The following is a 24,600-nucleotide window of genomic DNA, read 5'->3' as shown; positions in this document are numbered from 1 at the left end:
TCGCGCTGAGTTACGGTCTTCACACAGAGTGATCGCCACTCGTGGGGGAGGACCGTGATGAAGGTGCAAGCGCTGGAGCGTGCGTCGGTACCGGCCGGCGAGGAATTCCGGGGGAATCCCGGACCGGACCCCCGTCCGGAGTTACGGGGAGACGCGCGGCCGCGGGAACTGCTGGGAGGCCTGCGTGCGGCGGGGGAACTGGGGCTGCGCCGCGGCGAGTTCGCCCGAGCCGTCCAGTTGGGCCTGGTGCGCGCCGGCCCCCGGGCGCCGAGCGGCGCCGCCCGCTTCGCCCGCGCCGAACTGGACCGGATCAGGGCGCGGGAGGGTTTCCCGGAGGCCCTGCGGGAGCAGATCGAGACCGTGGCCGGCGCCGATGCCGGAGCGGGCGTGCTGGAGATCGGACCGAGCCGCTTCACCCGGCTCGCGCGCTGCGGCCACCTGGTCCCCGTCGGATACCGGATCAACCGCTACCGGGCCGTCGTCTGGAGCTATCTGAGCGCGGAACTGCGGGAGTTCGCCGCCAGGGAGCCCGGGATGCTCGCCGGGGCCGCGCCCCCGCAGGACCGGGAGCTGATGGAGGCCGGCGCGGATCTGCGCCCCCGCAGGTGGCGGGGGCGGCATGTGGGGCTGCTGCTGAGACGAACCGCCGACCCCTGGGAGCGGGCCGCCGTGCTGGCCTCCGTACTTCCCGAACCCCAGGTGCGCCTGGCCGCTCCCGACCCGGAGGAACGGATCGTGCTGGCCGCGCTCGCGCCACCCCTGCCTTACGGACACCCACAGGCCCCGGCGGCGGCCGCCGTGGCGGACCGGCTGCTGCTGGCGCAGCCGCCGGACGAGGTCCACTGGTACCGCACCAGCCTCGACTTCGCCCTGAGCGGGGCGCGGGGTCAGTCGAACTCGACGGGCGAGAGGGGGCCGACGTAGACCCAGGCCCCGCCCTCGCGGGAGAAGGCGCTGTGCTCGCGCAGCGAACCCGTGTGGCCGCCCTCGCGGTAGTGCGCCCGGAACTCCACCGATCCCTCCGTCTCGAACATGCCGCCGCGCTCGGTGGCGAGGATCTCCAGGCGCTCCCAGAGCTGCTCCGGGTCCAGGTCGAGCCGGGCGGGGCGGGTCGAGGAGTGCCAGGACCGCAGCAGGTAGGCGGTGTCACCGACCGCGAAGGCGCTGAAGCGGGAGCGCATCAGCAGTTCGGCGGTGGGTGCCTGGCGGCCGCCGGAGTGGAAGCGGCCGCAGCACGCCGGATAGGCGGCGGGCAACCCGCAGGGGCAGGGGAGCTCGGGGGTGGGCATGTGCGCTCAGCTCTTCGGGTCTTCTCAACGGGCCCTTACGGGCCCCGGTGCTCGGGCGGGGAGGGCGGTGGAACTACTGCGGGGACACGGCAGGCGTGGCCGAAGCCGGCGGGTACGGACGGAAGAGGCCCTCCTGGACCACGGAGACCAGCAGTCTGCCCTCCAGGTCGTAGATCCGGCCGCGGGCCAGACCGCGGCCGCCGTGCGCGATGGGAGCCTCCTGGTCGTACAGGAACCACTCGTCCGCCCGGAACGGCCGGTGGAACCACATGGCGTGGTCCAGCGAGGCCATGTCGAAACCGCGCATGCCCCACAGGGGTTCCACGGGGATGCGCACGGCGTCGAGGAGGGTCATGTCACTGGCGTAGGTGAGGGCGCAGGTGTGCACCAGCGGGTCGTCGCCCAGCGGGCCGACCGCCCGCATCCACACCGCGCTGCGCGGATCGGCGTCCTTGAGATCCTCCGGGGTCCAGCGGAGCCGGTCCACGTACCGGATGTCGAAGGGCTGGCGGCGGGCCATCCGCTCCAGGGCCTCGGGCAGCGAGCCCAGGTGCTCGCGGATCTCGTCCGCGACCTTCGGGAGCGAGTCCGGGTGCGGGAAGTCGAGGCGGGGCGGCAGCTGGTGCTCGATGCCGCCCTCCTCCGGATGATGGAAGGAGGCGGTCAGATTGAAGATGGTCTTGCCCTGCTGGACCGCGGTGACCCGGCGCGTGGTGAAGGAACGCCCGTCGCGCACCCGCTCCACCTGGTACACGATCGGCACCCCGGGGATCCCGGGGCGCAGGAAGTACGCGTGCAGCGAATGGACCGGCCGGTCGCTCTCGGTGGTGCGGCCGGCCGCCACCAGCGCCTGGCCGGCGACCTGCCCGCCGAACACGCGCTGGAGGGACTCCTGGGGGCTGGCCCCCCGGAAGATGTTGACCTCGATCTGCTCCAGGTCGAGCAGATCGACCAGTCTCTCGGCGGGGTTCGTCATCAGGGCTTCTCCACGGTCGGGTCCGGCGGGTGCGCCCCGGCCGGCGGCTTGCGGGGTGGGGTCAGAGTGCGCCGAGCTCACCGACGGAGGTGACCCGGATGACGGCCCGGCCCTCCTCGTCGGACGCGGCGAGGTCGACCTCGGCGCTGATGCCCCAGCCATGGTCGCCGTTGGGGTCCGCGAAGGTCTGGCGGACGCGCCACAGCCCGTGCGCCGGGTCCTCCTCGATCTGGAGCAGCTTGGGGCCGCGGGCGTCCGGGCCGGTGCCCAGGTCGTCGTACTCGTCCCAGTAGCCGTCCATCGCGTCGCCCCAGGCGTCGGCGTTCCAGCCGGCGTCGGCGTCCAGCTCGCCCAGGACGTTGACGTGGTCCAGGGCCGCCAGTTCCACCCGGCGGAACATCGCGTTGCGGACCAGGACGCGGAAGGCGCGGGCGTTCGCCGTGACCGGCTTGACCTGATCGGCCTTCTCCTGCGCCTGCTCCGCCGTCTCCACCTCGGGGTTCGCCAGCTGCTCCCACTCGTCGAGCAGGCTGGAGTCGACCTGGCGGACCAGCTCGCCCAGCCAGGCGATGAGGTCCTGGAGGTCCTCGGACTTCAGGTCGTCGGGGATCGTGTGGTCCAGCGCCTTGAAGGCGCCGGCCAGGTAGCGCAGCACGATGCCCTCGGTACGGGCCAGCTCGTAGAAGGAGGTGAACTCCGTGAAGGTCATCGCGCGCTCGTACATGTCGCGAATGATCGACTTGGGGGAGACCGGGTGGTCCCGGACCCACGGGTGGCTCTTGCTGTACACGTCGTAGGCGTGCAGCAGCAGTTCTTCCAGGGGCTTGGGATAGGTGACGTCCTGGAGCCGCTCCATGCGCTCCTCGTACTCGATCCCGTCGGCCTTCATCGCGCCGACCGCGATGCCCCGCTCCTTGTTCTGCTGGGCGGCCAGGATCTGGCGCGGGTCGTCCAGGGTCGACTCGACCACCGAGACCATGTCCAGTGCGTAGGAGGGGGACTCCGGGTCCAGCAGGTCGAAGGAGGCCAGCGCGAAGGTGGACAGCGGCTGGTTCAGCGCGAAGTCCTGCTGGAGGTCCACGGTGAGCCGGATGGTGCGGCCCTCCGCGTCCGGGGCGTCGAGCTTCTCCACGACGCCGCCGTCGAGCAGCGAACGGTAGATCGCGATGGCCCGGCGGATGTGCCTCAGCTGTGCCTTGCGCGGCTCGTGGTTGTCCTCCAGGAGGTGGCGCATCGCCTTGAAGGCGTCCCCCGGCCGGGCGATGACCGACAGCAGCATGATGTTGGTGACCTTGAAGCGCGAGGTCAGCGGCTCCGGGTCGGCGGCGATGAGCTTCTCGAAGGTGGTGTCCGACCATGCCACGAAGCCCTCGGGGGCCTTCTTGCGGACCACCTTGCGGCGCTTCTTCGGGTCGTCGCCCGCCTTCGCGAGGGCCTTCTCGTTCTCGATGACGTGCTCCGGCGCCTGCGCGACCACGTAGCCCGCCGTGTCGAAGCCGGCCCGGCCCGCGCGGCCGGCGATCTGGTGGAACTCGCGGGCGCGCAGCGTGCGGACGCGGTTGCCGTCGTACTTGGTGAGCGCGGTGAACAGCACCGTGCGGATGGGGACGTTGACGCCCACGCCGAGGGTGTCGGTCCCGCAGATGACCTTCAGCAGACCGGCCTGGGCCAGCTTCTCCACCAGCCGACGGTACTTGGGCAGCATCCCCGCGTGGTGCACGCCGATGCCGTGGCGGACGTAGCGGGAGAGGTTCTGGCCGAACTTCGTGGTGAAACGGAAGTTGCCGATCAGATCCGCGATCTTGTCCTTCTCCTCGCGGGTGCACATGTTGATGCTCATCAGCGACTGCGCCCGCTCGACCGCCTGGGCCTGCGTGAAGTGCACGATGTAGACCGGCGCCTGCCGGGTCTCCAGCAGCTCGGTGATGGTGTCCGTGATCGGCGTGGTCACGTATTCGTACGACAGCGGTACGGGCCGGGTCGCGGAGCGGACCACCGAGGTGGGGCGGCCCGTGCGCCGGGTCAGGTCTTCCTCGAACCGCTTCATGTCGCCGAGGGTCGCCGACATCAGGACGAACTGCGCCTGCGGCAGCTCCAGCAGCGGGATCTGCCAGGCCCAGCCGCGGTCCGGCTCCGCGTAGAAGTGGAACTCGTCCATCACGACCTGGCCGATGTCGGCGTACTTGCCGTCGCGCAGCGCGATGGAGGCCAGCACCTCGGCGGTGCAGCAGATCACGGGGGCGTCCGCGTTCACGGAGGCGTCGCCGGTGAGCATGCCGACGTTCTCGGTGCCGAAGAGCTTGCACAGGTCGAAGAACTTCTCCGACACCAGCGCCTTGATCGGGGCGGTGTAGAAGGTGACCTTGTCCTGGGCCAGCGCCGTGAAGTGCGCACCCGCGGCGACGAGGCTCTTGCCGGAGCCGGTCGGCGTCGACAGGATCACGTTCGCACCGGAGACCACCTCGATCAGTGCTTCCTCCTGCGCCGGGTACAGGGTGATGCCCTGGTCCTCCGCCCACGAGGAGAAGGCCTCGAAGAGGGCGTCGGGGTCGGCGTTCGGCGGGAGCTGATCAATGAGGGTCACACCCCCCATCTTGCCTGGCTTCCGGCCGGAAGAGGGAACCGGCGGCCGGAAGGAAGATCATCACGGGTACGCTGTGCCGTCGACGCGGCCCGACCGAACCGACTCGACGGGGCCCGACCACACAGCACCGGGGCGGGGAACAGACATGATGGGTCCGGCTCACTCACTGTCCGGGGCGGCCGCCTGGCTGGGCGTCGGCGCCGCGACCGCGGCCGCCGGGCACCCGATGCCCTGGCCCGTCCTCGTCGTCGGTGCGCTGATCTGCGCCGGGGCAGCCCTCGCCCCCGACCTCGACCACAAGTCGGCGACGATCTCGCGCGCCTTCGGTCCGCTGTCCCGGGGCCTGTGCGAGGTGGTCGACAAGATCTCGTACTCCGTCTACAAGGCCACCCGCGCGCCGCGCGACGCCCGCCGCAGCGGGGGCCACCGCACGCTCACCCACACCTGGCTGTGGGCGGTCCTGATAGGGGCCGGGTCCTCCGCGCTCGCCGTCACCGTCGGCCGCTGGGGCGTGCTCGCGCTGCTCTTCGTCCACCTGGTCCTGGCCGTCGAGGGGCTGCTCTGGCGGGCCGCCCGGATGTCCAGCGACGTCCTGGTCTGGCTGCTCGGCGCGACCAGCGCCTGGATCCTCGCCGGCGTGCTGGACCAGCCGGGCAACGGCGCGGGCTGGCTCTTCACCGGACCCGGCCAGGAGTACCTGTGGCTCGGTCTGCCGATCGTGCTCGGCGCCCTCGTCCACGACATCGGCGACGCGCTGACCGTCTCCGGCTGCCCGATCCTGTGGCCCCTGCCCATCGCGGGCAAGCGCTGGTACCCGATCGGCCCGCCGAAGATGATGCGGTTCCGCGCCGGCAGCTGGGTGGAGCTCAAGGTGCTGATGCCGGTCTTCATGCTGCTCGGCGGCGTGGGCGGCGCGGCGGCCCTCGGTTTCATCTGACCGCCCCGCCCCGCCCCACCGGGCGGGGCGCCGGGTGTCAGCCGTGCCAGGAACGCCACAGAGCGGCATAGGCGCCGTCCGCCGCGACCAGTTCCTCGTGCGAACCCAGCTCGCTGATCCGGCCCTCCTCCACCACCGCGATCACGTCCGCGTCGTGCGCGGTGTGCAGCCGGTGGGCGATGGCGATGACCGTACGCCCGTCCAGCACCCGGGCCAGCGAGCGCTCCAGGTGCCGGGCCGCCCGCGGATCCAGCAGCGAGGTCGCCTCGTCCAGTACCAGCGTGTGCGGATCCGCCAGCACCAGCCGGGCCAGCGCGACCTGCTGGGCCTGCGCCGGAGTCAGGGCCGTCCCGCCCGAACCCACCCCGGTGTCCAGCCCGTCCTCCAGCGCCCGCGCCCAGCCGTCGGCGTCCACCGCCCCCAGCGCCTCCCACAGTTCGGCGTCCGCCGCACCCGCCCGGGCCAGCCGCAGGTTGTCCCGCAGCGAGCCGACGAACACGTGGTGCTCCTGGTTGACCAGCGCCACGTGCTCCCGCACCCGCTCCGCCGGCATCCGCGACAGCCGCGCCCCGCCGAGGGTGACCTCGCCGGTGCGGGGCGCGTAGATGCCCGCCAGCAGCCGTCCCAGCGTCGACTTGCCCGCTCCCGAAGGGCCGACCAGCGCCATCCGGGTGCCCGGCGGCACCGACATCGACACCCGGTGCAGGACGTCCACGCCCTCCTTGTAACCGAAGTGGACCTCGTCGGCCCGCACCGCCCGGCCCCGCGGGGCGACCGAGGCGTCCCCCGCGTCCGGTTCGATCTCGTGCACGCCGACCAGCCGGGCCAGCGAGACCTGGGCGACCTGGAGCTCGTCGTACCAGCGCAGGATCAGACCGATCGGATCGACCATCATCTGCGCCAGCAGCGCCCCCGTGGTCATCTGACCGACCGACATCCAGCCGCGCAGCACGCAGTAGCCGCCGATCATCAGCACGGAGCCGAGGATCACGATGTACGTGACGTTCACGACGGGGAAGAGGACCGTCCGCAGGTAGAGCGTGTACCGCTCCCAGGCCGTCCACTCCTTGATCCGCTGCTCCGACAGCGAGATCCGGCGCCGCCCGAGGCGGTGCGCCTCCACGGTCCGGCCCGCGTCCACGGTCTCCGTGAGCGCCGCCGCGACCGCCGCGTACCCGGCGGCCTCGGAGCGGTACGCCGACGGCGCCCGCCGGAAGTACCAGCGGCAGCCGGCCACCAGCACCGGCAGCGCCAGCAGCGCGGCCAGCGCCAGCGGCGGCGCGGTCACCGCGAGCGCCCCGTAGAGCAGCCCGGCCCAGACCACGCCGATGGTCAGCTGCGGCACGGCCTCGCGCATGGCGTTGCCCAGCCGGTCGATGTCGGTCGTGATCCGCGAGAGCAGGTCACCGGTGCCGGCGCGCTCCAGGACGCCCGGGGGCAGCCCGACGGAACGCACCAGGAAGTCCTCGCGCAGGTCGGCCAGCATCTCCTCGCCGAGCATCGCCCCGCGCAGCCGCACCAGCCGGGTGAAGAACGTCTGGACGGCCAGCGCCACGGCGAACAGCAGCGCCACGCCGCCCAGATGGAGCTCGCGGGCCCCCGAGGAGAGCTCGTCGACGACCCGCCCCAGCAGGGCGGGCCCGACCATGGAGGCGATCACCGCCACCGCGTTGACCGCCACCAGCGCCACGAAGGCGCGCCGGTGCCGGCGCAGCAGGCCGCGCACGTAGCCCCGTACGGTCGACGACGAGCCCACGGGCAGGGTCGCGGCCGTCTCGGGGGCCGCCGGATCGTGTTCCGGGGGCGCCAAGCCGATCATGCGGATTCCTCGATCTCTGTGAGTTCGCCGGCCGGCCCCGCCAGGCCGATCCCGGCGCGCCGCTGTTCCTCGTCCGTCTCGCGCGTGACGACCGCCCGGTAGCGCGGCTCGGCCCGCAGCAGTTCGCGGTGCGTGGCCGCCGGGAGGGCGCGGCCCTCGTGGACCAGGACGACCCGGTCGGCGCGGTCCAGCAGCAGGGGCGAGGAGGCCAGGACCACGGTCGTGCGTCCGGTGCGCAGGGCCGCGATGCCCTCGGCGATCCGTGCCTCGGTGTGCGCATCGACCGCCGACGTCGGCTCGTCCAGCACCAGTACCTCCGGGTCGGTGACCAGCGACCGGGCCAGCGCCAGCCGCTGGCGCTGGCCGCCGGAGAGCGAGCGGCCGCGCTCGGTGATCCGGGCGTCCATCGGGTCGTCCACCGCCTCGGGGGCCGACTGCAGCAGCGCCTCCAGGACGTCGTCGCACCGGGCCGCCGCCAGCGCGTCCTCGGCCGTGACGCAGCCGGAGGCCGGTACGTCGAACAGCTGGCGCAGCGTCCCGGACAGCAGCACCGGATCCTTGTCCTGGACGAGGACCAGCTCGCGCGCCGCGTCCAGCGGGAGTTCGTCCAGCGCCACCCCGCCCAGCAGCGCGGAACGGGCCCCGGCGGCGGAGTCCATCGGATGGCCGCCCAGCCGCTCGGCCAGCCGGCCCGCGAGGTCGGGGTCCCCGCACACGACCGCCGTGAACCGTCCGGCCGGAGCCAGCACCCCCGTCTCGGCGTCGTACAGATCGCCGCCCGGAGCCGGCGGCCGGACCACCGCTCCGGAGCCGGAGCCGGAGCCGGCGGCGGCGGTTTCGGTGTCGGCGTCGGTGCGGGTCAGCGACAGCACCCGGGCCGCGCGTGCGGCGGAGGGCCGGGAGAAGGAGTACGCCATCGCGATCTCCTGGAAGTGCCGCAGCGGGTACAGCATGGTGCTCACCGCGCTGAAGGCCGCGACCAGTTCACCGACCGCCAGCCGCTCGTCGAGCACCAGCACGGAGCCGTACCAGATCACCGTGATCAGCAGCGCGCCCGGCAGCAGCACCTGGACGGCGGCGATCAGCGCCCACATCCGCGCGCTGCGCACGGCGGCCCGGCGGACCTCCTGCGAGGCCTCGCGGTAGCGGCCCAGGAACAGTTCCTCGCCACCGATGCCGCGCAGCACGCGCAGGCCCGCCACGGTGTCGGAGGCCAGCTCGGTGGCCTTGCCCGCCTTCTCGCGCTGGAGGTCCGCGCGCCGGGTGGCGCGGGGCAGCAGCGGCAGCACGGACAGGGCCAGCACGGGGACGCCGACGGCGACGACCACGCCGATGGCGGGGGCGTAGAACAGCAGGCCGACGCAGATCGCGACGACGGTGAGGGCGGCGGCGAGGAAGCGGGAGACCGCCTCGACGAACCAGCCGATCTTCTCGACGTCGCCCGTGGACACGGCGACCACCTCACCCGCCGCGACCCGGCGGGTGAGGGCGGAGCCCAGCTCGGCGGTCTTGCGGGCCAGCAGCTGCTGGACGCGGGCGGCGGCGGTGATCCAGTTGGTGACGGCGGTGCGGTGCAGCATGGCGTCGCCGACGGATACCGCCACGCCGAGGAGCAGCAGCAGAGCGCCGACCTGGAGCAGCCGGGCGCCGTCGCGCCGGACGACCGCGTCCACGCCGAGTCCGACGGCGTACGGCAGTCCGGCGACGCCGCCGAAGTGCACGAGGCCCCAGGCGAGGCTGCGGGCCTGGCCGCCGAGCTGGCCGCGTCCGAGCCACCGGAGGAACGCCGGTCCGGAGCGGGCGTCGGGTCGTCCTGGGTCCGCATACGGAAGATCGCTGATCTGCATGACGCCCCATGACTGGTCGAGTTGGCCGAACCACGCAAGGTTCGTCTTCCGGACCGGGCCCCGGCAATCGATTTTCCGGTGCGGGGAGGAGTGCGCCCGCGCACATCGCGGGGCGCGCGGAGGGTGTCCGGGACACCCGGGAGGACCGGGGCCAGGGCGGACCGGTGCCCCGGAGGCGCGTCGCGGTCAGGGCTTCGCGGGGCGGGTGGCGCGTTCCAGCGCGAGCAGTACCGAGGAGTAGGCGTGCCCGGTGGCCCGTTCCATGCCCACCTCGCACATCCGGTTCGCGGACAGGTGGGCCTCGTACGGCCGGGAGGTCACCTCCGCCGCCTCGCGGGCCGTCGCCGCCGCCGTCAGCTCCGGGTGCAGCATCCCCCGGTCCCCGGCGAAGGCGCAGCAGCCCGCGTCGTGCGGGACGCTCACCTCGTCGGCGCAGGCCCCGGCCACCGCCCGGAGCGCGGCGACGTCGTCCAGCCGGTGCATCGAGCAGGTGGGATGGAGGACCGCCGAGCCGACCGTGCTCAGCACCTCCAGCCGGGGCAGCAGTTCCTCCGCCGCCCAGACGACGGAGTCGACGACCCGCAGCTCGGCGTGCAGGGCGCGGTTGTCCCCGGTCAGGTACGGGACCACCTCGTGCGCGATGCCCAGGGTGCAGGAGGAGGCGTCCACCACCAGCGGGAGCCGGCCCCCGGCCGTCCATCCCCAGGCCGCCTCGACGATCCGGTTGGCCATCACCCGGGTGCCGTCCTCGTACCCCTTGGAGTGCCAGATGGTGGCGCAGCAGGTCCCGGTGACGTCGCCGGGGATCCACACGGGCCTGCCCGCCCGCTGCGACACGGCGACCACCGCCTGCGGCAGGGAGGGCCCGCGGTCGCCGCGGGGGCCGCCGAAGATGCGGTTGACGCAGGCCGGGTAGTACACGGCGGCCGCGTCCGCCCGCCGGGTCGCGGGGAGGGTACGGGCGGCGGCGCCGGGGATCTGGGGCAGCCAGCGGGGCACCAGGTCGGGGCGCACGGCCTTGCGGGCGGCCGCCGTCACCGCCGTCAGGGGGCCGTCGCCGATCCGGGCGGTGATCGCCCCGGCCGCGGCCACGGCCAGCCGGGCGGCGGCCTCCACGCCGCGGAACCGCTTCGCGGCCAGGGCGGCGACGCGTTCCTCGCGCGGCCCGTGGCGCCGGTGGCGGAAGTCCTTCATCAGGGCGCCGGTGTCGATGCCCACGGGGCAGGCGAGGGCGCAGGCGGAGTCGCCCGCGCAGGTGTCGACGGCGTCGTAGCCGTAGGCGTCGAGCAGGCCGTCGAGGACGGGGGCGCCGGGCAGCTGGCGCATCATCTCGCGGCGCAGCGCGATCCGCTGGCGCGGAGTGGTCGTCAGGTCGCGGCTGGGACAGACCGGTTCGCAGAACCCGCACTCGATGCAGGGATCGGCGACGGCCTCGACCCGGGGGATCGTCTTCAGCCCGCGCAGATGGGCCCGCGGATCGCGGTCGAGGAGGATCCGCGGGGCGAGGACGAGGTCCGGGTCGACGGTCCGCTTCGTGCGCCACATCAGTTCGGTGGCCCGGGGGCCCCATTCCAGTTCGAGGAAGGGGGCCATGTTGCGGCCCGTGGAGTGCTCGGCCTTCAGCGAGCCGTCGAACCGTTCGACGGTGAGCCGGCAGAAGTCCTCCATGAAGGCCGCGTACCGGTCGACGTCGGCGGGCACCGAGGCGTCGAAGGCGAGCAGGAAGTGCAGGTTGCCGTGGGCGGCGTGACCGGCGACGGCCGCGTCGAAACCGTGCTCGGCCTGGAGGACGAGGAGGGCCGCGCAGGCCTCGGCCAGGCGCGAGGGGGGTACGGCGAAGTCCTCGGTGATCAGGGTGGTGCCGGGTGCGCGGGCGCCGCCGACGGCCGTGACGAAGGCCTTGCGGGCCTTCCAGTAGCCGGAGATGACCGCGGGGTCCGCGGTGAAGGCGTTGGTGACGGAGGCGACCGGGGCGACGAGTTCCAGCCCGGCCAGCACCCCGGCCGCCCGCCGCTCGCACTCCGCGCGGCCCGCCGCGTCCGGGGCCCGGAACTCCACCAGCAGCGCGGCCGTGTCCTTCGGCAGGTCCGCCCAGTCGGCGGGCACGCCCGCGACGCTGACCGAGGCGCGCAGGGTGTTGCCGTCCATCAGCTCCACGGCCAGGGCGCCCGCCTCGTTGAACAGCGGTACGGCGGCGGCCGCGGCGGTCAGGGAGGGGAAGAAGAGCAGGGCGGTGGTGAGTTCGCGGTCGAGCGGCAGGGTGTCGAAGACCACCTCGGAGATGAACCCGAGGGTGCCCTCGGAGCCGACCATCAGTCCGCGCAGGATCTCCACGGGCGTGGTGCCGTCGAGGTAGGCGTCGAGACGGTAGCCGGTGGTGTTCTTGATCTCGTACTTGGCGCGGATGCGGGCGACGAGTTCCGGGTCGGCCTCGATCTCCCGTTTGATCTCCAGCAGCCCGCGGCAGAGGGCCGGCTCGGCGCGGGCCAGTTCCTCGTCGGCGAGCGGATCGGCGGTGTCGACCACGGTGCCGGTCGGCAGCACGAAGGTGAGGGAGGACAGGGTGCGGTACGAGTTCCTCGTGGTGCCCGCCGTCATGCCCGAGGCGTTGTTCGCCACGACCCCGCCCAGGGTGCAGGCGAGGGCGCTGGCCGGGTCCGGGCCCAGGATCCGGCCGTGCCGGGCCAAGGCGGCGTTGGCCCGCAGCACGGTGGTGCCCGGACGGATCCGGGCCCGGCGGCCGCCGTCCAGGACCTCCGTCCCGGCCCAGTGACGGCGCACGTCGACCAGGATGTCCTCCCCCTGGGCCTGGCCGTTCAGCGAGGTCCCAGCGGCGCGGAAGACCACTTCGCGCTGCATGCCGTGGGCGTACGAGAGCACGGCGGAGACGTCGTCGATGTCCTCGGCGACCACCACGACCTGCGGCACGAACCGGTACGGGGAGGCGTCGGTGGCGTAGCGGACCAGGTCGGAGACCTTCCACAGCACCTTCTCGGCGCCGAGCAGCTCGGTCAGCCCGGCCCGCAGCCCGGCCGGGGTGCCCGCCGCGAGCCGGTCGGGGACCCGGTCGGGGGCAGGGGCTCCCGGGCCCGGCGGGCGAAGGGCGTCGGGCTCCGGTTCCAGCAGCGGCATGTCGGTCCCTCCCGGGTCACGGTCCGTCCGTACGGGCGCCGGCGCCGGCGGGGGCGTCCGGCGCCCGCGCCCGCCTCAGCAGCCGCGTTCCGCCGGGATCCCCGCCGGGGCGTCCGCCAGCGCGTTGAGCAGGCCGCCGAGCACCTCGCGCTGCGCGGCGGTCAACGGAGCCAGGATCTCCTCCGCGGCGCCGGTCCGCGCGCTGCGCAGACGGCGCAGCGTGGCGCGACCGGTTTCGGTGAGCTCGATCCGGATGACGCGGCGGTTGGCGGGGTCCGGTACGCGGCGTACGCAGTCGGCCGTCTCCAGGCCGTCGACGAGGGTGGTCACGGCGCGCGGCACGACCTCAAGGCGCTTGGCGAGATCGGCCATTCGGGGCGGCTGCTCGCCGCCGTGGTGCGCGACGAGCCGGAGCAGCCGGCCCTGCGCCGGGGTGATCCCGAGCGGCTCCAGGTGGCGTTTCTGGATGCGGTGGAGCCGGCGCGTGAGGCGCAGCAGCTGCTCGGCGAGGACGCCGTCGGTGGAGTCGGGGGTGTCGGTCTCGGAACCGGTGCTCATACTGGGAAACAGTACCAGGACCGGATTCATTGTGAGTATAGGTAACAATGAGCTATGCTCATCGGAGTCTCGTCAGAAGGAGGCCCATGCGCCCCGAAGAACCGAAGTGGACCCCATCGAACGAAGCCCTCGACCCCACTCGCCCGGCCCCCTCCGAGCGCCCGCGCGAGCTGCGGCGGATCCTGGGCCTGTTCCGTCCCTACCGCGGACGCCTCGCGGTGGTCGGGGCGCTGGTCGCCGCGTCCTCGCTGGTCGGCGTCGCCTCGCCGTTCCTGCTCAAGGAGATCCTGGACGTCGCGATCCCGCAGGGCCGCACGGGGCTGCTGAGCCTGCTCGCCCTCGGCATGATCCTGACCGCCGTCGTGACCAGTGTGTTCGGCGTCCTGCAGACCCTGATCTCCACCACCGTCGGCCAGCGCGTCATGCACGATCTGCGCACCGCCGTCTACGCCCAGCTCCAGCGGATGCCGCTGGCCTTCTTCACGCGGACGCGCACCGGTGAGGTGCAGTCCCGCATAGCCAACGACATCGGCGGCATGCAGGCCACCGTCACCTCGACCGCGACCTCGCTCGTGTCCAACCTGACCGCCGTCATCGCCTCCGTCGTCGCGATGCTCGCCCTCGACTGGCGACTCACCCTCGTCTCGCTGCTCCTGCTGCCCGTCTTCGTGTGGATCAGCCGCCGCGTCGGGCGCGAGCGCAAGAAGATCACCATGCAGCGGCAGAAGCAGATGGCCGCGATGGCCGCCGAGGTCACCGAGTCCCTCTCCGTGAGCGGCATCCTGCTGGGCCGCACCATGGGCCGTTCGGAGTCGCTGACCAAGTCCTTCTCCGAGGAGTCCGAGAAGCTGGTCGGCCTGGAGGTGCGCTCCAGCATGGCCGGGCGCTGGCGCATGTCCACCATCGGCATCGTCATGGCCGCCATGCCCGCGCTCATCTACTGGGCCGCGGGCATCGCCCTGCAGACCGGCGCCCCCTCGCTCTCCGTCGGTACGCTCGTCGCCTTCGTCAGCCTCCAGCAGGGCCTGTTCCGGCCCGCCGTGAGCCTGCTGTCGACCGGGGTGCAGATCCAGACCTCGCTAGCGCTGTTCGCCCGCATCTTCGAGTACCTCGACCTGCCGGTGGACATCACCGAGCGCCCGGACCCCGTCCGGCTGGACCGGGCCAAGGGCGAGGTCCGCCTGGAGGACGTGCACTTCGCCTACGAGCCCCAGAACGGCCCGACGCTCACCGGGATCGACATCACCGTTCCCGCCGGCGGTTCCCTCGCCGTGGTCGGCCCGACCGGCTCCGGCAAGAGCACCCTCAGCTACCTGGTGCCCCGGCTCTACGACGTCACGGGCGGGCGGGTCGCCCTGGACGGGGTGGACGTGCGCGACCTCGACTTCGATTCGCTGGCCCGCTCCATAGGCGTGGTCTCCCAGGAGACCTACCTCTTCCACGCCTCCGTCGCCGACAACCTGCGCTTCGCCAAGCCCGACGCCACCGACGAGGAAATCACCGAGGCGGCCCGGGCGGCCCAGATCCACGACCACATCGAGTCCCTGCCCGACGGCTACGACACCCTGGTCGGCGAGCGCGGCTACCGCTTCTCCGGCGGCGAGAAGCAGCGTCTGGCCATCGCCCGCACGATCCTGCGCGATCCGCCGGTGCTCATCCTCGACGAGGCCACCAGCGCCCTGGACACCCGCACCGAGCACGCGGTGCAGCGGGCCATCGACAACCTCTCGCGGGGCCGCACCACCATCACCATCGCCCACCGCCTCTCCACCGTCCGGGACGCCGATCAGATCGTGGTGCTGGACGCGGGCCGCATAGCCGAGCGCGGGACGCACGAGGAACTGCTGGGTGCCGACGGGCGCTATGCGGCGCTGGTCCGCCGGGACCGGGACGCCGCGCAGGCCACCCCCGCAGTGCGGGAGCCGGGGCCGGGTGCGGACACGGATGAGGATGCGGATGTGGAGGGGGCGCGCGCGGGTCGGGGGCCGTGGGAGGAGCCTCTGCCGACTCCGGTAAAGGTGTGATCGTATGACTTAAGTGAGGGTGAGAAGGCATGTAATGCCGTAAATGTGCGGATGTGCGGGCTAGCGTTCCCGCATGCGTCAAGAAGACCGGCCGTCATCGCGCCGCTCCCGGCTCACCCGCCGAGGCCGCCTGGCGCTCTTCCTCGGCATACTGCTCGGGCTCGGGGCCGCCGTCCTCATTCCGCTCCTGCCCGGCGAGGCGCCCCCCGAGCAGCCGCGCCGCCTGCTGATCCCCGAAGGGTGGCGGGCCCCCCAGGTCTACGCGGCCGTCGACCGCGAACTGAAACTCCCGCCCGGCAGCACCCGGAAAGCCGCCGCCACGGCCGCGCTGCCCCTGCCGGCGGAGGCCAAGGGCAACCCGGAGGGGTACCTCTTCCCGGCTACGTACCCGGTGACCTCGAAGTCCACCCCGGTCGCGCTGCTCACCTACATGGTGGAGACGGCGAACCGGAAGCTCGCCACGAAGCCCGTCGCCGACGGCGGCAAGGCGCACGGCATGACCCCGTACCAAACGGCCACCCTCGCCAGCATCATCGAGGCGGAGGCCGACACGGCGGCGGACATGGGCAAGGTCGCGCGCGTGGTGCACAACCGCCTGGCGAAGTCGATGCCGCTCCAGATGGACTCCACCATCAACTACGCGCTGGGCCGCAACACGGTCGACACCAAGCTCAGCGACACCCACATCGACCACCCCTTCAACACCTACGAACGCCAGGGCCTGCCGCCCACCCCGATCGACAGCCCCGGCCTGCGCGCCATGGCGGCGGCGGTCGCACCGACCCCCGGCGACTGGCTGTTCTTCGTCACCGTGAAACCGGGCGACACCCGTTTCTCGGCGACCTACGAGGAGCACAAGCGGCACGTGGCCGAGTTCAACCAGCACCGCGCGGCCGCGGCTGCGCCCGCTCCCCGGACGCCCTAACCGGGGACGGCGGCGGACGGGGTGCGGGCCAGGAAGCGGCGCAGTTCGCGGGTGGCGGCGGCGCCCGCCCGGTTCGCACCGACCGTCGACGACGAGGGGCCGTAGCCGACCAGATGGACGCGCGGGTCCCGGACGGCCCTGGTGCCCTCGACCCGGATGCCGCCGCCCGGCTCGCGCAGCCGCAGGGGGGGCAGGTGGTCGACGGCGGCCCGGAAGCCGGTGGCCCACAGGACGACGTCGGCCTCCACCCGGCTGCCGTCCGCCCACACGGCCCCCGTCGCGGTGAGGTGGTCGAAGACGGGCCGCCGCTCCAGGACCCCCGAGGCCAGCCCCGCCCGTACGGCCGCGTTCAGCGGCAGGCCGGTCACACTGACCACGCTCTGCGGCGGCAGCCCGCGCCGGACCCGCTCCTCGACCTGTGCCACCGCCGCCCGCCCCTCGGCCTCGCCGAAGGTCCCCTCTCGGAACACGGGCGGCCGACGGGTGACCCACGTGGTCTTCGCCGCCGCCTCGGAGATTTCCAGCAGGTGCTGCACCGCCGAGGTGCCGCCGCCGACGACGATGACCCGGGCCCCGGCGAACTCCTGCGGGCCCGGGTAGTTCGCCGTGTGCAGCTGGCGGCCCCGGAACAGCTCCTGGCCCGGGTAGCGCGGCCAGAACGGCCGGTCCCAGGTGCCGGTGGCGTTGACCAGCGCCCGCGCCGACCAGTTCCCCGCCGAGGACTCCACGAGCAGCCGCCCGGCCGGGCCGTCGGCGCCGCCGTCGCCCGCGTCGCGCACCGCGCTCACGTCCACGGGCCGGCGCACGCGCAGCCCGAAGCGCTCCTCGTACGCCGCGAAGTACTCCCCGACCACCTCGGACGAGGGCCGCAGCGGATCCGCGCCGACCAGCTCCATGCCCGGCAGCGCGTGCATCCCGTGGACCTTGCCGTAGGTGAGCGAGGGCCAGCGGAACTGCCAGGCGCCGCCCGGCCGGGGCGAGTGGTCGAGCACCACGTGGCCGATCCCCGCCCGGGCCAGGTGGTACGCGCTGGACAGGCCCGCCTGGCCCGCCCCGACGACCACCACGTCCACTTCTGCCGCACCCCGCGCCATTTCGTTCACGGTTCTACCAACCCGCGCGGGTCCCGGGATCTTCCCCTAGGGCAGCAGTCCCCGCGCGGCCAGCTCCGGGGTCACGCCCTCCCCGAACCAGTACGCCTCCTCCAGGTGCGGGTACCCCGACAGGACGAAGTGCTCGATCCCGAGCGCGTGGTACTCCTCGATCCGGTCCGCCACGTCCCCGTGGCTGCCCACGAGTGCCGTCCCCGCACCGCCCCGGACCAGGCCCACGCCCGCCCACAGGTTCGGCGAGATCTCCAGCCCGTCCCGCGAGCCGCCGTGCAGGGCCAGCATCCGCTGTTGCCCCACCGACTCGCTCACGCCCAGCAGCGACTGCGCGGTGGCGATGTCCGCGTCGGACAGGTCCCCGAGCAGCCGGTCGGCCGCCCCCCACGCCTCCTTCGCGGAATCCCGCGAAATGGTGTGCAACCGGATGCCGAACCGCACGGTCCGCCCCCGCTCCTCGGCCAGCGCGCGGATCCAGTCGATCTTCTCCTTCACCTGCTGCGGCGGCTCGCCCCAGGTCAGGTACACGTCGGCATGCTCGGCGGCCACGGGGCCGGCCGCGGCCGAGGAACCGCCGAAGAAGATCTCCGGCAGCGGGCCGGGCGGCAGTGCCGTCAGCCCGCCCTCGATCCGGTAGTGCTCGCCCCGGAAGTCGTAGGGCTGCCCGCCCCACACCCCCCGCACGACCGACAGGAACTCGGCGGTCCGCTCGTAGCGGCGGTCGTGGTCGAGGTGGTCCCCGAACCGACGCTGCTCCGCCCCGTCCCCGCCCGTCACCACGTTCAGCAGCAGCCGTCCGCGGGTGATCCGCTGGTACGTCGCCGCCATCTGCGCGGCCAGGGTCGGCGAGATCACCCCGGGCCGGAACGCGACCAGGAACTTCAGCCGCTCGGTGTGCTGCGCGAGGGCCACCGTGGTCAGCCAGGCGTCTTCGCACCAGGTGCCGGTCGGGGTCAGCACCGCCTCGAACCCGAGCCGCTCGGCGGCCTTCGCGATCTGGGCCAGGTACTCGATGTCGGGCGCGCGCACCCCGGACGCCGCCCTGTTGTGGGCGTACGCGTGCCGGTCGACGAGCGTGCGGCCGTCGCCGCCGGTCGGCAGGAACCAGTGCAGTCGGACGGTCATCAGGAGTCCTTCCCGAACGCGCGGGGCGTGGTGGTGGAGGGCGGCAGGGAGCCGTTGAACCGGGTGTCGACGTAGTCCTTGAAGACGACCTTGCCGGGGATCAGCTTCAGCTCGGCGAAGGTGTCCGCGATCTTCTGCTCGGAAGCCACGGCCGCGTCGTCCACCGCGACCGACACACGGGTCCCGGAGCTGCGCTTCACCGAGTCGAGGGCCACCTCGTACGGCAGACCGGTCTCCTTCGCCCAGGCCTTGGCCCACTCCTCCGGGTGCGTGAACACCCACTCCTGGGCCCGCTGGAGCCGCTGGACGTAGTCCGCGAGGGCCTTGCCCTTCGCCGGGTCCGCCAGCGCGGACGGCGCCGCGACCTGGAAGCCCAGACCGTTGACGATCCCCTCACCGGTGGTGAGGACGCGCGCCCCGGTCCGCAGCACCTGCGAGGTGTACGGGTCCCAGACCGCCCACGCGTCCACCTTGCCGCTGTTGAACGCGGCGAGCGCGTCCGCCGGCTGGAGCAGGGTGATCTGCACGTCGGAGGGGGTCAGACCGGCCTGCTGGAGGCTCGCGATCAGCTGGAAGTGCGCCGAACTGCCCTGTGCCACGGCAATCTTCTTGCCGCGCAGGTCGGCGGGGGCCTTCAGCGGGGAGTCCTTGGGCACGAGGATCGCCTCGCCCGCGGAAGAGCCGTGCGAGGCGGCGACCACCGCGATCTTCGACTTGGCGGCCGCGGCGAACACGGGCGGGGTGTTGCCCACCGCGCCGATGTCGACTGCCTTGGCGTTGACCGCCTCCAGCAGCGGCGGCCCGGAGGTGAAGGTGGACCACTTGATCGTGTAGTCGAGGTTCTCCAGCTCCCCGGCCGCCCGCAGCAGCGACTCGGAGCCGCCCTTCTGGTCGCCCACGCTGAGGGTGACCTTCGCGCCGCCCGCCGCGGCCCCGTCCCGGGAAGAGCCCGGACCGCTGTCGGCGGCGGAGTCCCCGCCGCAGGCGGTCAGCGCCAGGGACAGCGGGACGAGGGCGGCGAGCAGGGACAGGGACAGGGAGGTGCGTCTCATGGTGTTCTCTTCGGTCTCTTGTGCGCGGGTGTGCGGAAGGAAGGAAGGAAGGAAGGGGGAGCGGGGGCCCGGGGGCGGGGCGCGGTTCAGGCGACGCCGAGTTCGGAGAGCAGCAGCGCGCGCAGCCGCGCGAACCCCGCGTCCCCGACCGACCGCGGCCGCTCCAGCTCCACCTGCGTGTCGTGGGCGATCCTGCCCTCGTCCATCACCAGGATCCGGTCGGCCAGCAGCACCGCCTCGTCCACGTCGTGCGTGACGAGGAGCACCGCGCAGCCCCGCCGCTGCCACAGCTCGGCGACCAGTCGCTGGGCCTTGATCCGGGTGAGCGCGTCCAGCGCCCCGAACGGCTCGTCCAGCAACAGCAGATCGGGCTCGCGGACCAGAGCCCGGGCCAGCGACGCGCGCTGGGCCTCGCCGCCCGACAGGGTCTTGGGCCAGGCTTCGCTCCGGTGCTCCAGCCCGACCTCGGCCAAGGCCCGCTCGGCACGCTCCCGTTCGGGACGTCCCGGCAGCCCGAGCAGCACGTTGCGCCAGACCCGCTTCCACGGCATCAGCCGGGGCGCCTGGAAGGCGACCGCCCGCCGCTCAGGGACCAGGACCTCGCCCTCGATCTCCCGGTCCAGGCCGGCCAGGATCCGCAGCAGCGTGGACTTGCCGCAGCCGCTGCGTCCCAGCAGGACGGTGAACTCCCCCGCGCGCAGGGTCAGGTCGAGCCCCTCGATGACGGCCCGGCCGCCGAAGGACCGGGTCAGCCCGGCCACGCGCACGGCGGCGGCGGGGGAGGGGGCGGGGGCGGAGCCCGTGCGGGCCCGCGGGATCACTGTCCCTTGAAGGTCGGTCGCCATTGCAGCAGCAGCCTTTCGAGAGCGCGGACGAGGAGGTCGGCGGACAGGCCGAGGAAGGCGTAGACGACGAGGCAGACGACGATGACGTCGGTACGGAAGAACTCGCGGGCCTGGTTCATCAGGAACCCGATTCCGGCGTCGGCGTTGATGGACTCCCCGAACACCAGGGCCAGCCAGGCGGTCGCGAGCGAGTAGCGCAGCCCGGTCATGAACCCGGGCAGGGCGCCCGGAAGCACCACGTGCCGGACGAGGCCCCACCGGCCGAGCCCCAGCGAACCGCCCGCCTCGATGAGCTGCTCGTCCACGCCGCGGATCCCGGCGTACACGTTCAGGTACAGGTGGAAGGCGGTGCCCAGCGCGATCAGGGCCACCTTGGGGGCTTCGCCGATGCCCATCCAGATGATGAACAGCGGAATCAGACCGACCCACGGAACGGTGCGGAGCATCTGCACGCTCGCGTCGATCAGGTCCTCGCCGAGCCGGGAGAGCCCCGAGAGCAGTGCGAGCGCGGTACCTGCGGTGCCGCCGATCAGCAGGCCGATCGCGACGCGCTGGAGGGAGATCGCCATCGCCGAAGGCAGGGTCCCGTCCCCGATCAGGTCCGCGCCCGCCCGGGCGATCGTCGACGGCGGGGCGAGGGCGTCCACCGGCAACATCCCGAAGGTGCTGGCCAGTTGCCACAGGGCGAGGAGGAGCAGGGGGCCGGCGGTGCGCCGTGCCCAGCGCGGTACGGACCGGCGGCGCGCGGACGCCGGTACGACGGGCACCAGGGCGGGCGCGGCGGCCGCGGCGGGTGTGGTGGTGGACGTTTCGGGGATCGAAGCGGCCGGCTCGGATCCCGTTTTGGGGGATATGTCGGGCGGCGCATGGCCGATGCTCATGAAGGCTCCACGGAGACGGAGACGGAGGCGGAGGGGAGGAGGAAGGCGAGAGGGAAGGGGCCGCGAAGCCCGCCCGGCCCACGGCCGCCCGCCCACAGCCCCGCCCCGCCGCTGCGCAGCTCTGCGGGCGCGGTCAGGGAAGGTGCGGGGAAGGGTGGTTCAGGGCGCGCCGGAGACGGGCGCGCGGCGCCCGTGACGGGTGGCGGGGAAAGCGGAAGAGGGCGTCAGCAGCCGCGGCGACACGCGGCGGAGGCCACCCGCAGCAGGTCGATGTGACCGCGCGTGGTGAGCAGGGCTGAACGCAACATGCGGCAGAAGGTAGCCATCCGGCCGGAGGCCGGTCAATGGCGTCTCGCCCACTGGACGAACCGTCTTCGATGCCGGGACGCGGCGGGAACGCGGAAACCCCCGGCCGGCGACGGGGGCATCGCCGGACGGGGGTCGCGCCGCCTGGGGCGGCCTGGCTGGGTCAGGCGGACTCCCTGATCCAGGCGGCCAGTTGCTCCGGGGTGGTGGACGGGTCGGCCACCAGGGTGGCGAGTTCGTCCTCCCGGAAGGTGGCCGTGGTGACGGCCGGGCAGCGGTGGCAGGCGGAGACGCCCGTCTGCTGCCACCACTGGCACCGGGAGCGCAGGTGGCACCGCGGGACCGCGCGGGCGTCCGCCGTGGCCGCGGGCAGGGTCAGGACCCGTTCCACCAGGGCGCAGTCGTCCCCCCGCCGGTTGACGCAGGCGGAGACGCAGTGCGAGGCGAAGCGCAGGACCCGGGTCGGTTCGATGCCCTCGGGGACACTGCCGAGCACCTCGGACGCCGGGACCGGGTCGGCGAGGTAGACCACCTGGCCGTCCGTCGCCGAACGGACGCCGAGGACGAGGGACTCGGGGGCCCGGGCTTCGCCGCTCGGGCACCAGGTCGCCGGGGCCGGTTCCGCCCGGCCGTCCGCCGCCCGGCTGCTCGCCGTCCGGCCGCTTGCCGTCTGGTCGTCGCTTCCCACGGTGCTCACCCGGCCCGTCAGCCCTCTACGGCGTCGCTCGACGCCAGCACCTCACGGCCGACGGGGTCGCCGAGGGTGCCCTGGAGGCCGAGGGTCTGCTCGTGCGCCACCGCCTGCGAGAGGGTGTGGTGCAGCTGCTCCACCGAGGTGATGCGCGCGCCGCCCGGGGCCGCGTTCGCCGTACCGACCGCCGTCATCGCGATCCCCGCCGCCATCACGACGGCGGCGCCGCCGGCCGCCAGTTTGTTCCTGTTCATGTCCATCAAGCCCTCTCCCGCATCAGGGCGGCGAGCTCTCCCCGCCGCCGCCGAGGCCCGAGCGTAGGAGCGCGGGCGCCGCCAAGGGGGCAGTTCCCAGGGGCAGTTCAGGCCGATCTCGCGGCGGATCGGGCGGCTCGGGCGGCTCGGGCTGCTTCGCGCGCCAGCAGCCAGTCGAAGGCCGCGTCGGCGCTGAACTCGGCCTGCCCGCCCGGGAAGAGCAGGCCCGCCGCGGCGAAGGCCGGGTCGTCCGCGGTGTCCGTCACGTACGGGACCGCCACGCAGCCCATTCCGGCGGCGTGTGCGGCCAGCGCGCCGGGCGCCGCGTCCTCGAGGACCACGCAGTCGGCCGGCGCGGCGCCGAGCCGGCGGGCCGCCTCCAGGAACACGTCCGGGGCGGGCTTGCCCCGCGCGACCTCTTCCGCCGAGACGACCGTGCCCAGCAGCGCGTCCAGTCCGGTGCCCGCCAGCACGGCGTCGATCGCCTCGCGCGAGGAGCCGGAGGCCACCGCCATCGCCGTGCCCCGCGCGTGCAGCCGCTCGACGAACTTCCGCATCTCCGGGAAGGCCTCGGTACGGGTGCGGGCGAGCTCCAGGTAACTGGCGTTCTGCTCCGCGAGCAGCTGCTCGACGGGGGTCCGCAGCCCGTAGCGCTCCTTCAGGATCTCCAGCGTCTCCAGGGTGCCGATGCCGATGAAGCGGGAGTGCTGCTCCCACGTGAAATCGGGGACCCCGTGGCGCTCCAGGGTGAGGCGGCCCGACTCGTAGTAGTTCGGTTCGCTGTCCACGAGGGTGCCGTCGAGATCGAATATGACGGAAATCATCCGTTGTGCCCGTCCTGCCGGTCGTGTGCCTGTCCCGACCATCCTGTCAGGGTTTGCGGGCCGCCCGTGCCGCCGCGTCCCGGCCCACGGATTCGACCAGGGGCAGCAGCCGGTGGGCCACCCGCTCGCGCAGGGCCACCTCGGTACGGGTGCGGACCACGCCCGGCAGCCGGATCAGCCGCTGGATCACGTCCTCAAGGTGGGCGTTGTCCCGGGCGGCCACCCGGGTCAGCAGGTCCCCGCCGCCGGTGATCGAGAAGGCCTCGATGATCTCGGGCACGGCGGCGAGGGCCTCGCCGGCCTCGTCCAGGTGCCCCTGGGTGACCTCGATGTGGACGAAGGCCAGCACGGGGTGGCCCAGCGCCGCGGGGGAGAGCGCGGGGCCCGTCCCGGTGATCACTCCGGTCCGCTCCAGCCGGTCCAGCCGGGCCTGGAGGGTGCCGCGCGCCACTCCGAGGATGCGGGCGTACTCGCGGACGCTGGTGCGGGGCCGCTCGATCAGCAGGCGCAGGATCAGGGTGTCGAGTTCGTCCACCGGCATGGGCGGACTGTACCAATGGTCCGGATCATCCGCTTCCGGGGCGTCCGTCACCCGCCCCGCTCGCGCCCCCGACGGTACTCCGGTCGCCCCGGGCCGGCGGCCACGGCAGGAAACCGCTGGTCCGGGCCCGGTAGGCCGCATAGCCCGGCCGGTCCGCCATGTGCCGCTCCAGCAGCCGCTTTCCGCTGCCCCCGATCAGCAGGTACGACATCACCAGCGGCGAGAGCACCGACACGGCGGCCGCCTCGGGCGATCCGCAGGCGATCAGGAACAGTCCCCACCACACGCAGAAGTCGCCGAAGTAGTTCGGATGCCGGGTCCACGACCACAGCCCCCGGTCCATGATCATTCCCCGGTGGGCGGGATCCGCCTTGAAGCGGGCCAGCTGGTGGTCGCCCACCGCCTCGAAGGCGATCCCGCAGAGCCAGAGCACGCTCCCCGCCACCGCGAGAACGCCCGCCGCACCCGCCGTGAGGCCGCCGGGACGGGTGTCCGCGTACGTCCCGGCCACCACGGGCACCGACACCAGCCACACCAGCGCCCCCTGGAGCAGGTACACCATCCGCAGGGCGTACGGGGCCCGTTTCCCGGGGGCCTTCGACAGCATCCGCTCGTACCGCGGATCCTCGCCGTGCCCCCGCCCGCGCCACGCGATGTGCCCGGCCAGCCGGAGCCCCCACAGCACGGTGAGGGCCATCAGCAGCAGCCGGCGCCCGCCGCCTCCGCCCGCGAACCCGTACGTCGCCACCGCGACCGCCGCGAAGGCCAGCCCCCACGCCACGTCGACGCCCCGGTGGATGCCCCGCCGCACGCCCACCGCGAAGGCGAGCAGCATCACGGCGAGCGCCGCCCCCGCCGCCACCGCCAGACCGGCTCCGAAGCCG

Annotated in this window: 22 protein-coding genes; 4 read left to right on the top strand and 18 right to left on the bottom strand. The window is 73.3% G+C overall.

The window, feature by feature from the left end; all coding sequences use genetic code 11:
• The first annotated feature begins 57 nt into the window (after nt 1–57).
• Nucleotides 58–924, top strand: coding sequence for a DUF6397 family protein (locus tag ACGFXC_RS08780; protein ID WP_393710864.1), 867 nt, complete (start codon nt 58–60; stop codon nt 922–924).
• Here the strand turns inward: ACGFXC_RS08780 and ACGFXC_RS08775 are convergent.
• The 3 genes from ACGFXC_RS08775 to ACGFXC_RS08765 all read right to left on the bottom strand — a co-directional run bounded on the left by ACGFXC_RS08775 (nt 888) and on the right by ACGFXC_RS08765 (nt 4,849).
• Nucleotides 888–1,289 (bottom strand): YchJ family protein, encoded by a 402-nt coding sequence (locus tag ACGFXC_RS08775; RefSeq protein WP_393710862.1) that lies wholly within the window; start codon nt 1,287–1,289, stop codon nt 888–890. The genes ACGFXC_RS08780 and ACGFXC_RS08775 overlap by 37 nt on opposite strands.
• A 73-nt stretch (nt 1,290–1,362) precedes the next feature.
• Nucleotides 1,363–2,265 carry an acyl-CoA thioesterase gene (locus ACGFXC_RS08770; protein ID WP_393710860.1) on the bottom strand — a complete coding sequence of 301 codons (903 nt, stop codon included), beginning with the start codon at nt 2,263–2,265 and terminating at the stop codon, nt 1,363–1,365.
• A 61-nt stretch (nt 2,266–2,326) separates the two neighbouring features.
• Nucleotides 2,327–4,849: a DEAD/DEAH box helicase gene (locus ACGFXC_RS08765; protein WP_393710858.1), complete on the bottom strand. Its 2,523-nt coding sequence runs from the start codon at nt 4,847–4,849 to the stop codon at nt 2,327–2,329.
• 145 nt (nt 4,850–4,994) lie between these two features.
• On the opposite strand from ACGFXC_RS08765, the gene ACGFXC_RS08760 reads away from it, so the two are divergent.
• The gene (locus ACGFXC_RS08760) at nt 4,995–5,786 is read left to right on the top strand and encodes a metal-dependent hydrolase (protein ID WP_393710857.1); all 792 of its coding nucleotides are present in this window, start codon (nt 4,995–4,997) and stop codon (nt 5,784–5,786) included.
• Nucleotides 5,787–5,823: 37 nt separating this feature from the next.
• Here the strand turns inward: ACGFXC_RS08760 and ACGFXC_RS08755 are convergent, their stop codons facing one another.
• From ACGFXC_RS08755 to ACGFXC_RS08740, 4 genes are all read right to left on the bottom strand, one after another.
• Entirely contained in the window at nt 5,824–7,605 is a 1,782-nt protein-coding gene (locus ACGFXC_RS08755) for an ABC transporter ATP-binding protein (RefSeq protein WP_393710855.1), read from the bottom strand.
• Nucleotides 7,602–9,452, bottom strand: coding sequence for an ABC transporter transmembrane domain-containing protein (locus ACGFXC_RS08750; protein WP_393710853.1), 1,851 nt, complete (start codon nt 9,450–9,452; stop codon nt 7,602–7,604). The genes ACGFXC_RS08755 and ACGFXC_RS08750 overlap by 4 nt, the downstream gene beginning before the upstream one ends.
• Nucleotides 9,453–9,638: 186 nt before the next feature.
• The gene (locus ACGFXC_RS08745) at nt 9,639–12,584 is read right to left on the bottom strand and encodes an FAD-binding and (Fe-S)-binding domain-containing protein (protein ID WP_393710851.1); all 2,946 of its coding nucleotides are present in this window, start codon (nt 12,582–12,584) and stop codon (nt 9,639–9,641) included.
• A gap of 75 nt (nt 12,585–12,659) precedes the next feature.
• Nucleotides 12,660–13,142: a MarR family winged helix-turn-helix transcriptional regulator gene (locus ACGFXC_RS08740; RefSeq protein WP_393710849.1), complete on the bottom strand. Its 483-nt coding sequence runs from the start codon at nt 13,140–13,142 to the stop codon at nt 12,660–12,662.
• Between the two features lie 86 nt (nt 13,143–13,228).
• On the opposite strand from ACGFXC_RS08740, the gene ACGFXC_RS08735 reads away from it, so the two are divergent.
• Together ACGFXC_RS08735 and mltG are read left to right on the top strand one after the other, a co-directional pair.
• Nucleotides 13,229–15,166, top strand: a complete 1,938-nt coding sequence (locus ACGFXC_RS08735; protein ID WP_393710847.1) for an ABC transporter ATP-binding protein — start codon at nt 13,229–13,231, stop codon at nt 15,164–15,166.
• Between the two features lie 73 nt (nt 15,167–15,239).
• On the top strand, nt 15,240–16,091 hold the full coding sequence (gene mltG, locus ACGFXC_RS08730) for an endolytic transglycosylase MltG (protein WP_393710845.1): 852 nt from the start codon (nt 15,240–15,242) through the stop codon (nt 16,089–16,091).
• Here the strand turns inward: mltG and ACGFXC_RS08725 are convergent.
• From ACGFXC_RS08725 to ACGFXC_RS08675, 11 genes are all read right to left on the bottom strand, one after another.
• Nucleotides 16,088–17,185: an FAD-dependent oxidoreductase gene (locus tag ACGFXC_RS08725; protein WP_393710843.1), complete on the bottom strand. Its 1,098-nt coding sequence runs from the start codon at nt 17,183–17,185 to the stop codon at nt 16,088–16,090. The two genes, mltG and ACGFXC_RS08725, sit on opposite strands and share 4 nt — an antisense overlap.
• 45 nt (nt 17,186–17,230) lie before the next feature.
• The gene (locus ACGFXC_RS08720; protein ID WP_393710841.1) at nt 17,231–18,322 is read right to left on the bottom strand and encodes an LLM class flavin-dependent oxidoreductase; all 1,092 of its coding nucleotides are present in this window, start codon (nt 18,320–18,322) and stop codon (nt 17,231–17,233) included.
• The gene (locus ACGFXC_RS08715; RefSeq protein WP_393710839.1) at nt 18,322–19,374 is read right to left on the bottom strand and encodes an ABC transporter substrate-binding protein; all 1,053 of its coding nucleotides are present in this window, start codon (nt 19,372–19,374) and stop codon (nt 18,322–18,324) included. The genes ACGFXC_RS08720 and ACGFXC_RS08715 overlap by 1 nt, the downstream gene beginning before the upstream one ends.
• A gap of 86 nt (nt 19,375–19,460) precedes the next feature.
• Entirely contained in the window at nt 19,461–20,219 is a 759-nt protein-coding gene (locus ACGFXC_RS08710; RefSeq protein ID WP_393710837.1) for an ABC transporter ATP-binding protein, read from the bottom strand.
• Nucleotides 20,192–21,100 (bottom strand): ABC transporter permease, encoded by a 909-nt coding sequence (locus tag ACGFXC_RS08705; protein WP_393710835.1) that lies wholly within the window; start codon nt 21,098–21,100, stop codon nt 20,192–20,194. Before ACGFXC_RS08705 ends, ACGFXC_RS08710 begins: the two co-directional genes overlap by 28 nt.
• 224 nt (nt 21,101–21,324) lie before the next feature.
• Nucleotides 21,325–21,408: a putative leader peptide gene (locus ACGFXC_RS08700; protein ID WP_349817350.1), complete on the bottom strand. Its 84-nt coding sequence runs from the start codon at nt 21,406–21,408 to the stop codon at nt 21,325–21,327.
• 161 nt (nt 21,409–21,569) lie between these two features.
• Entirely contained in the window at nt 21,570–22,103 is a 534-nt protein-coding gene (locus tag ACGFXC_RS08695) for a hypothetical protein (protein ID WP_393710833.1), read from the bottom strand.
• 8 nt (nt 22,104–22,111) lie between these two features.
• On the bottom strand, nt 22,112–22,357 hold the full coding sequence (locus ACGFXC_RS08690) for a hypothetical protein (protein ID WP_393710831.1): 246 nt from the start codon (nt 22,355–22,357) through the stop codon (nt 22,112–22,114).
• A 101-nt stretch (nt 22,358–22,458) separates the two neighbouring features.
• Nucleotides 22,459–23,175 carry an HAD family hydrolase gene (locus tag ACGFXC_RS08685; RefSeq protein WP_393710830.1) on the bottom strand — a complete coding sequence of 239 codons (717 nt, stop codon included), beginning with the start codon at nt 23,173–23,175 and terminating at the stop codon, nt 22,459–22,461.
• A gap of 46 nt (nt 23,176–23,221) precedes the next feature.
• Nucleotides 23,222–23,716 carry an Lrp/AsnC family transcriptional regulator gene (locus ACGFXC_RS08680; RefSeq protein WP_393710828.1) on the bottom strand — a complete coding sequence of 165 codons (495 nt, stop codon included), beginning with the start codon at nt 23,714–23,716 and terminating at the stop codon, nt 23,222–23,224.
• A 25-nt stretch (nt 23,717–23,741) separates the two neighbouring features.
• The gene (locus ACGFXC_RS08675; protein WP_393710951.1) at nt 23,742–24,551 is read right to left on the bottom strand and encodes a DUF1295 domain-containing protein; all 810 of its coding nucleotides are present in this window, start codon (nt 24,549–24,551) and stop codon (nt 23,742–23,744) included.
• Nucleotides 24,552–24,600: the final 49 nt, after the last annotated feature.

The sequence above is a fragment of the Streptomyces sp. NPDC048507 genome, from assembly GCF_043199995.1.
In the GTDB taxonomy this organism is placed as follows: Bacteria; Actinomycetota; Actinomycetes; order Streptomycetales; family Streptomycetaceae; genus Streptomyces.
This window is presented reverse-complemented; position numbering and strand designations above follow the sequence as displayed.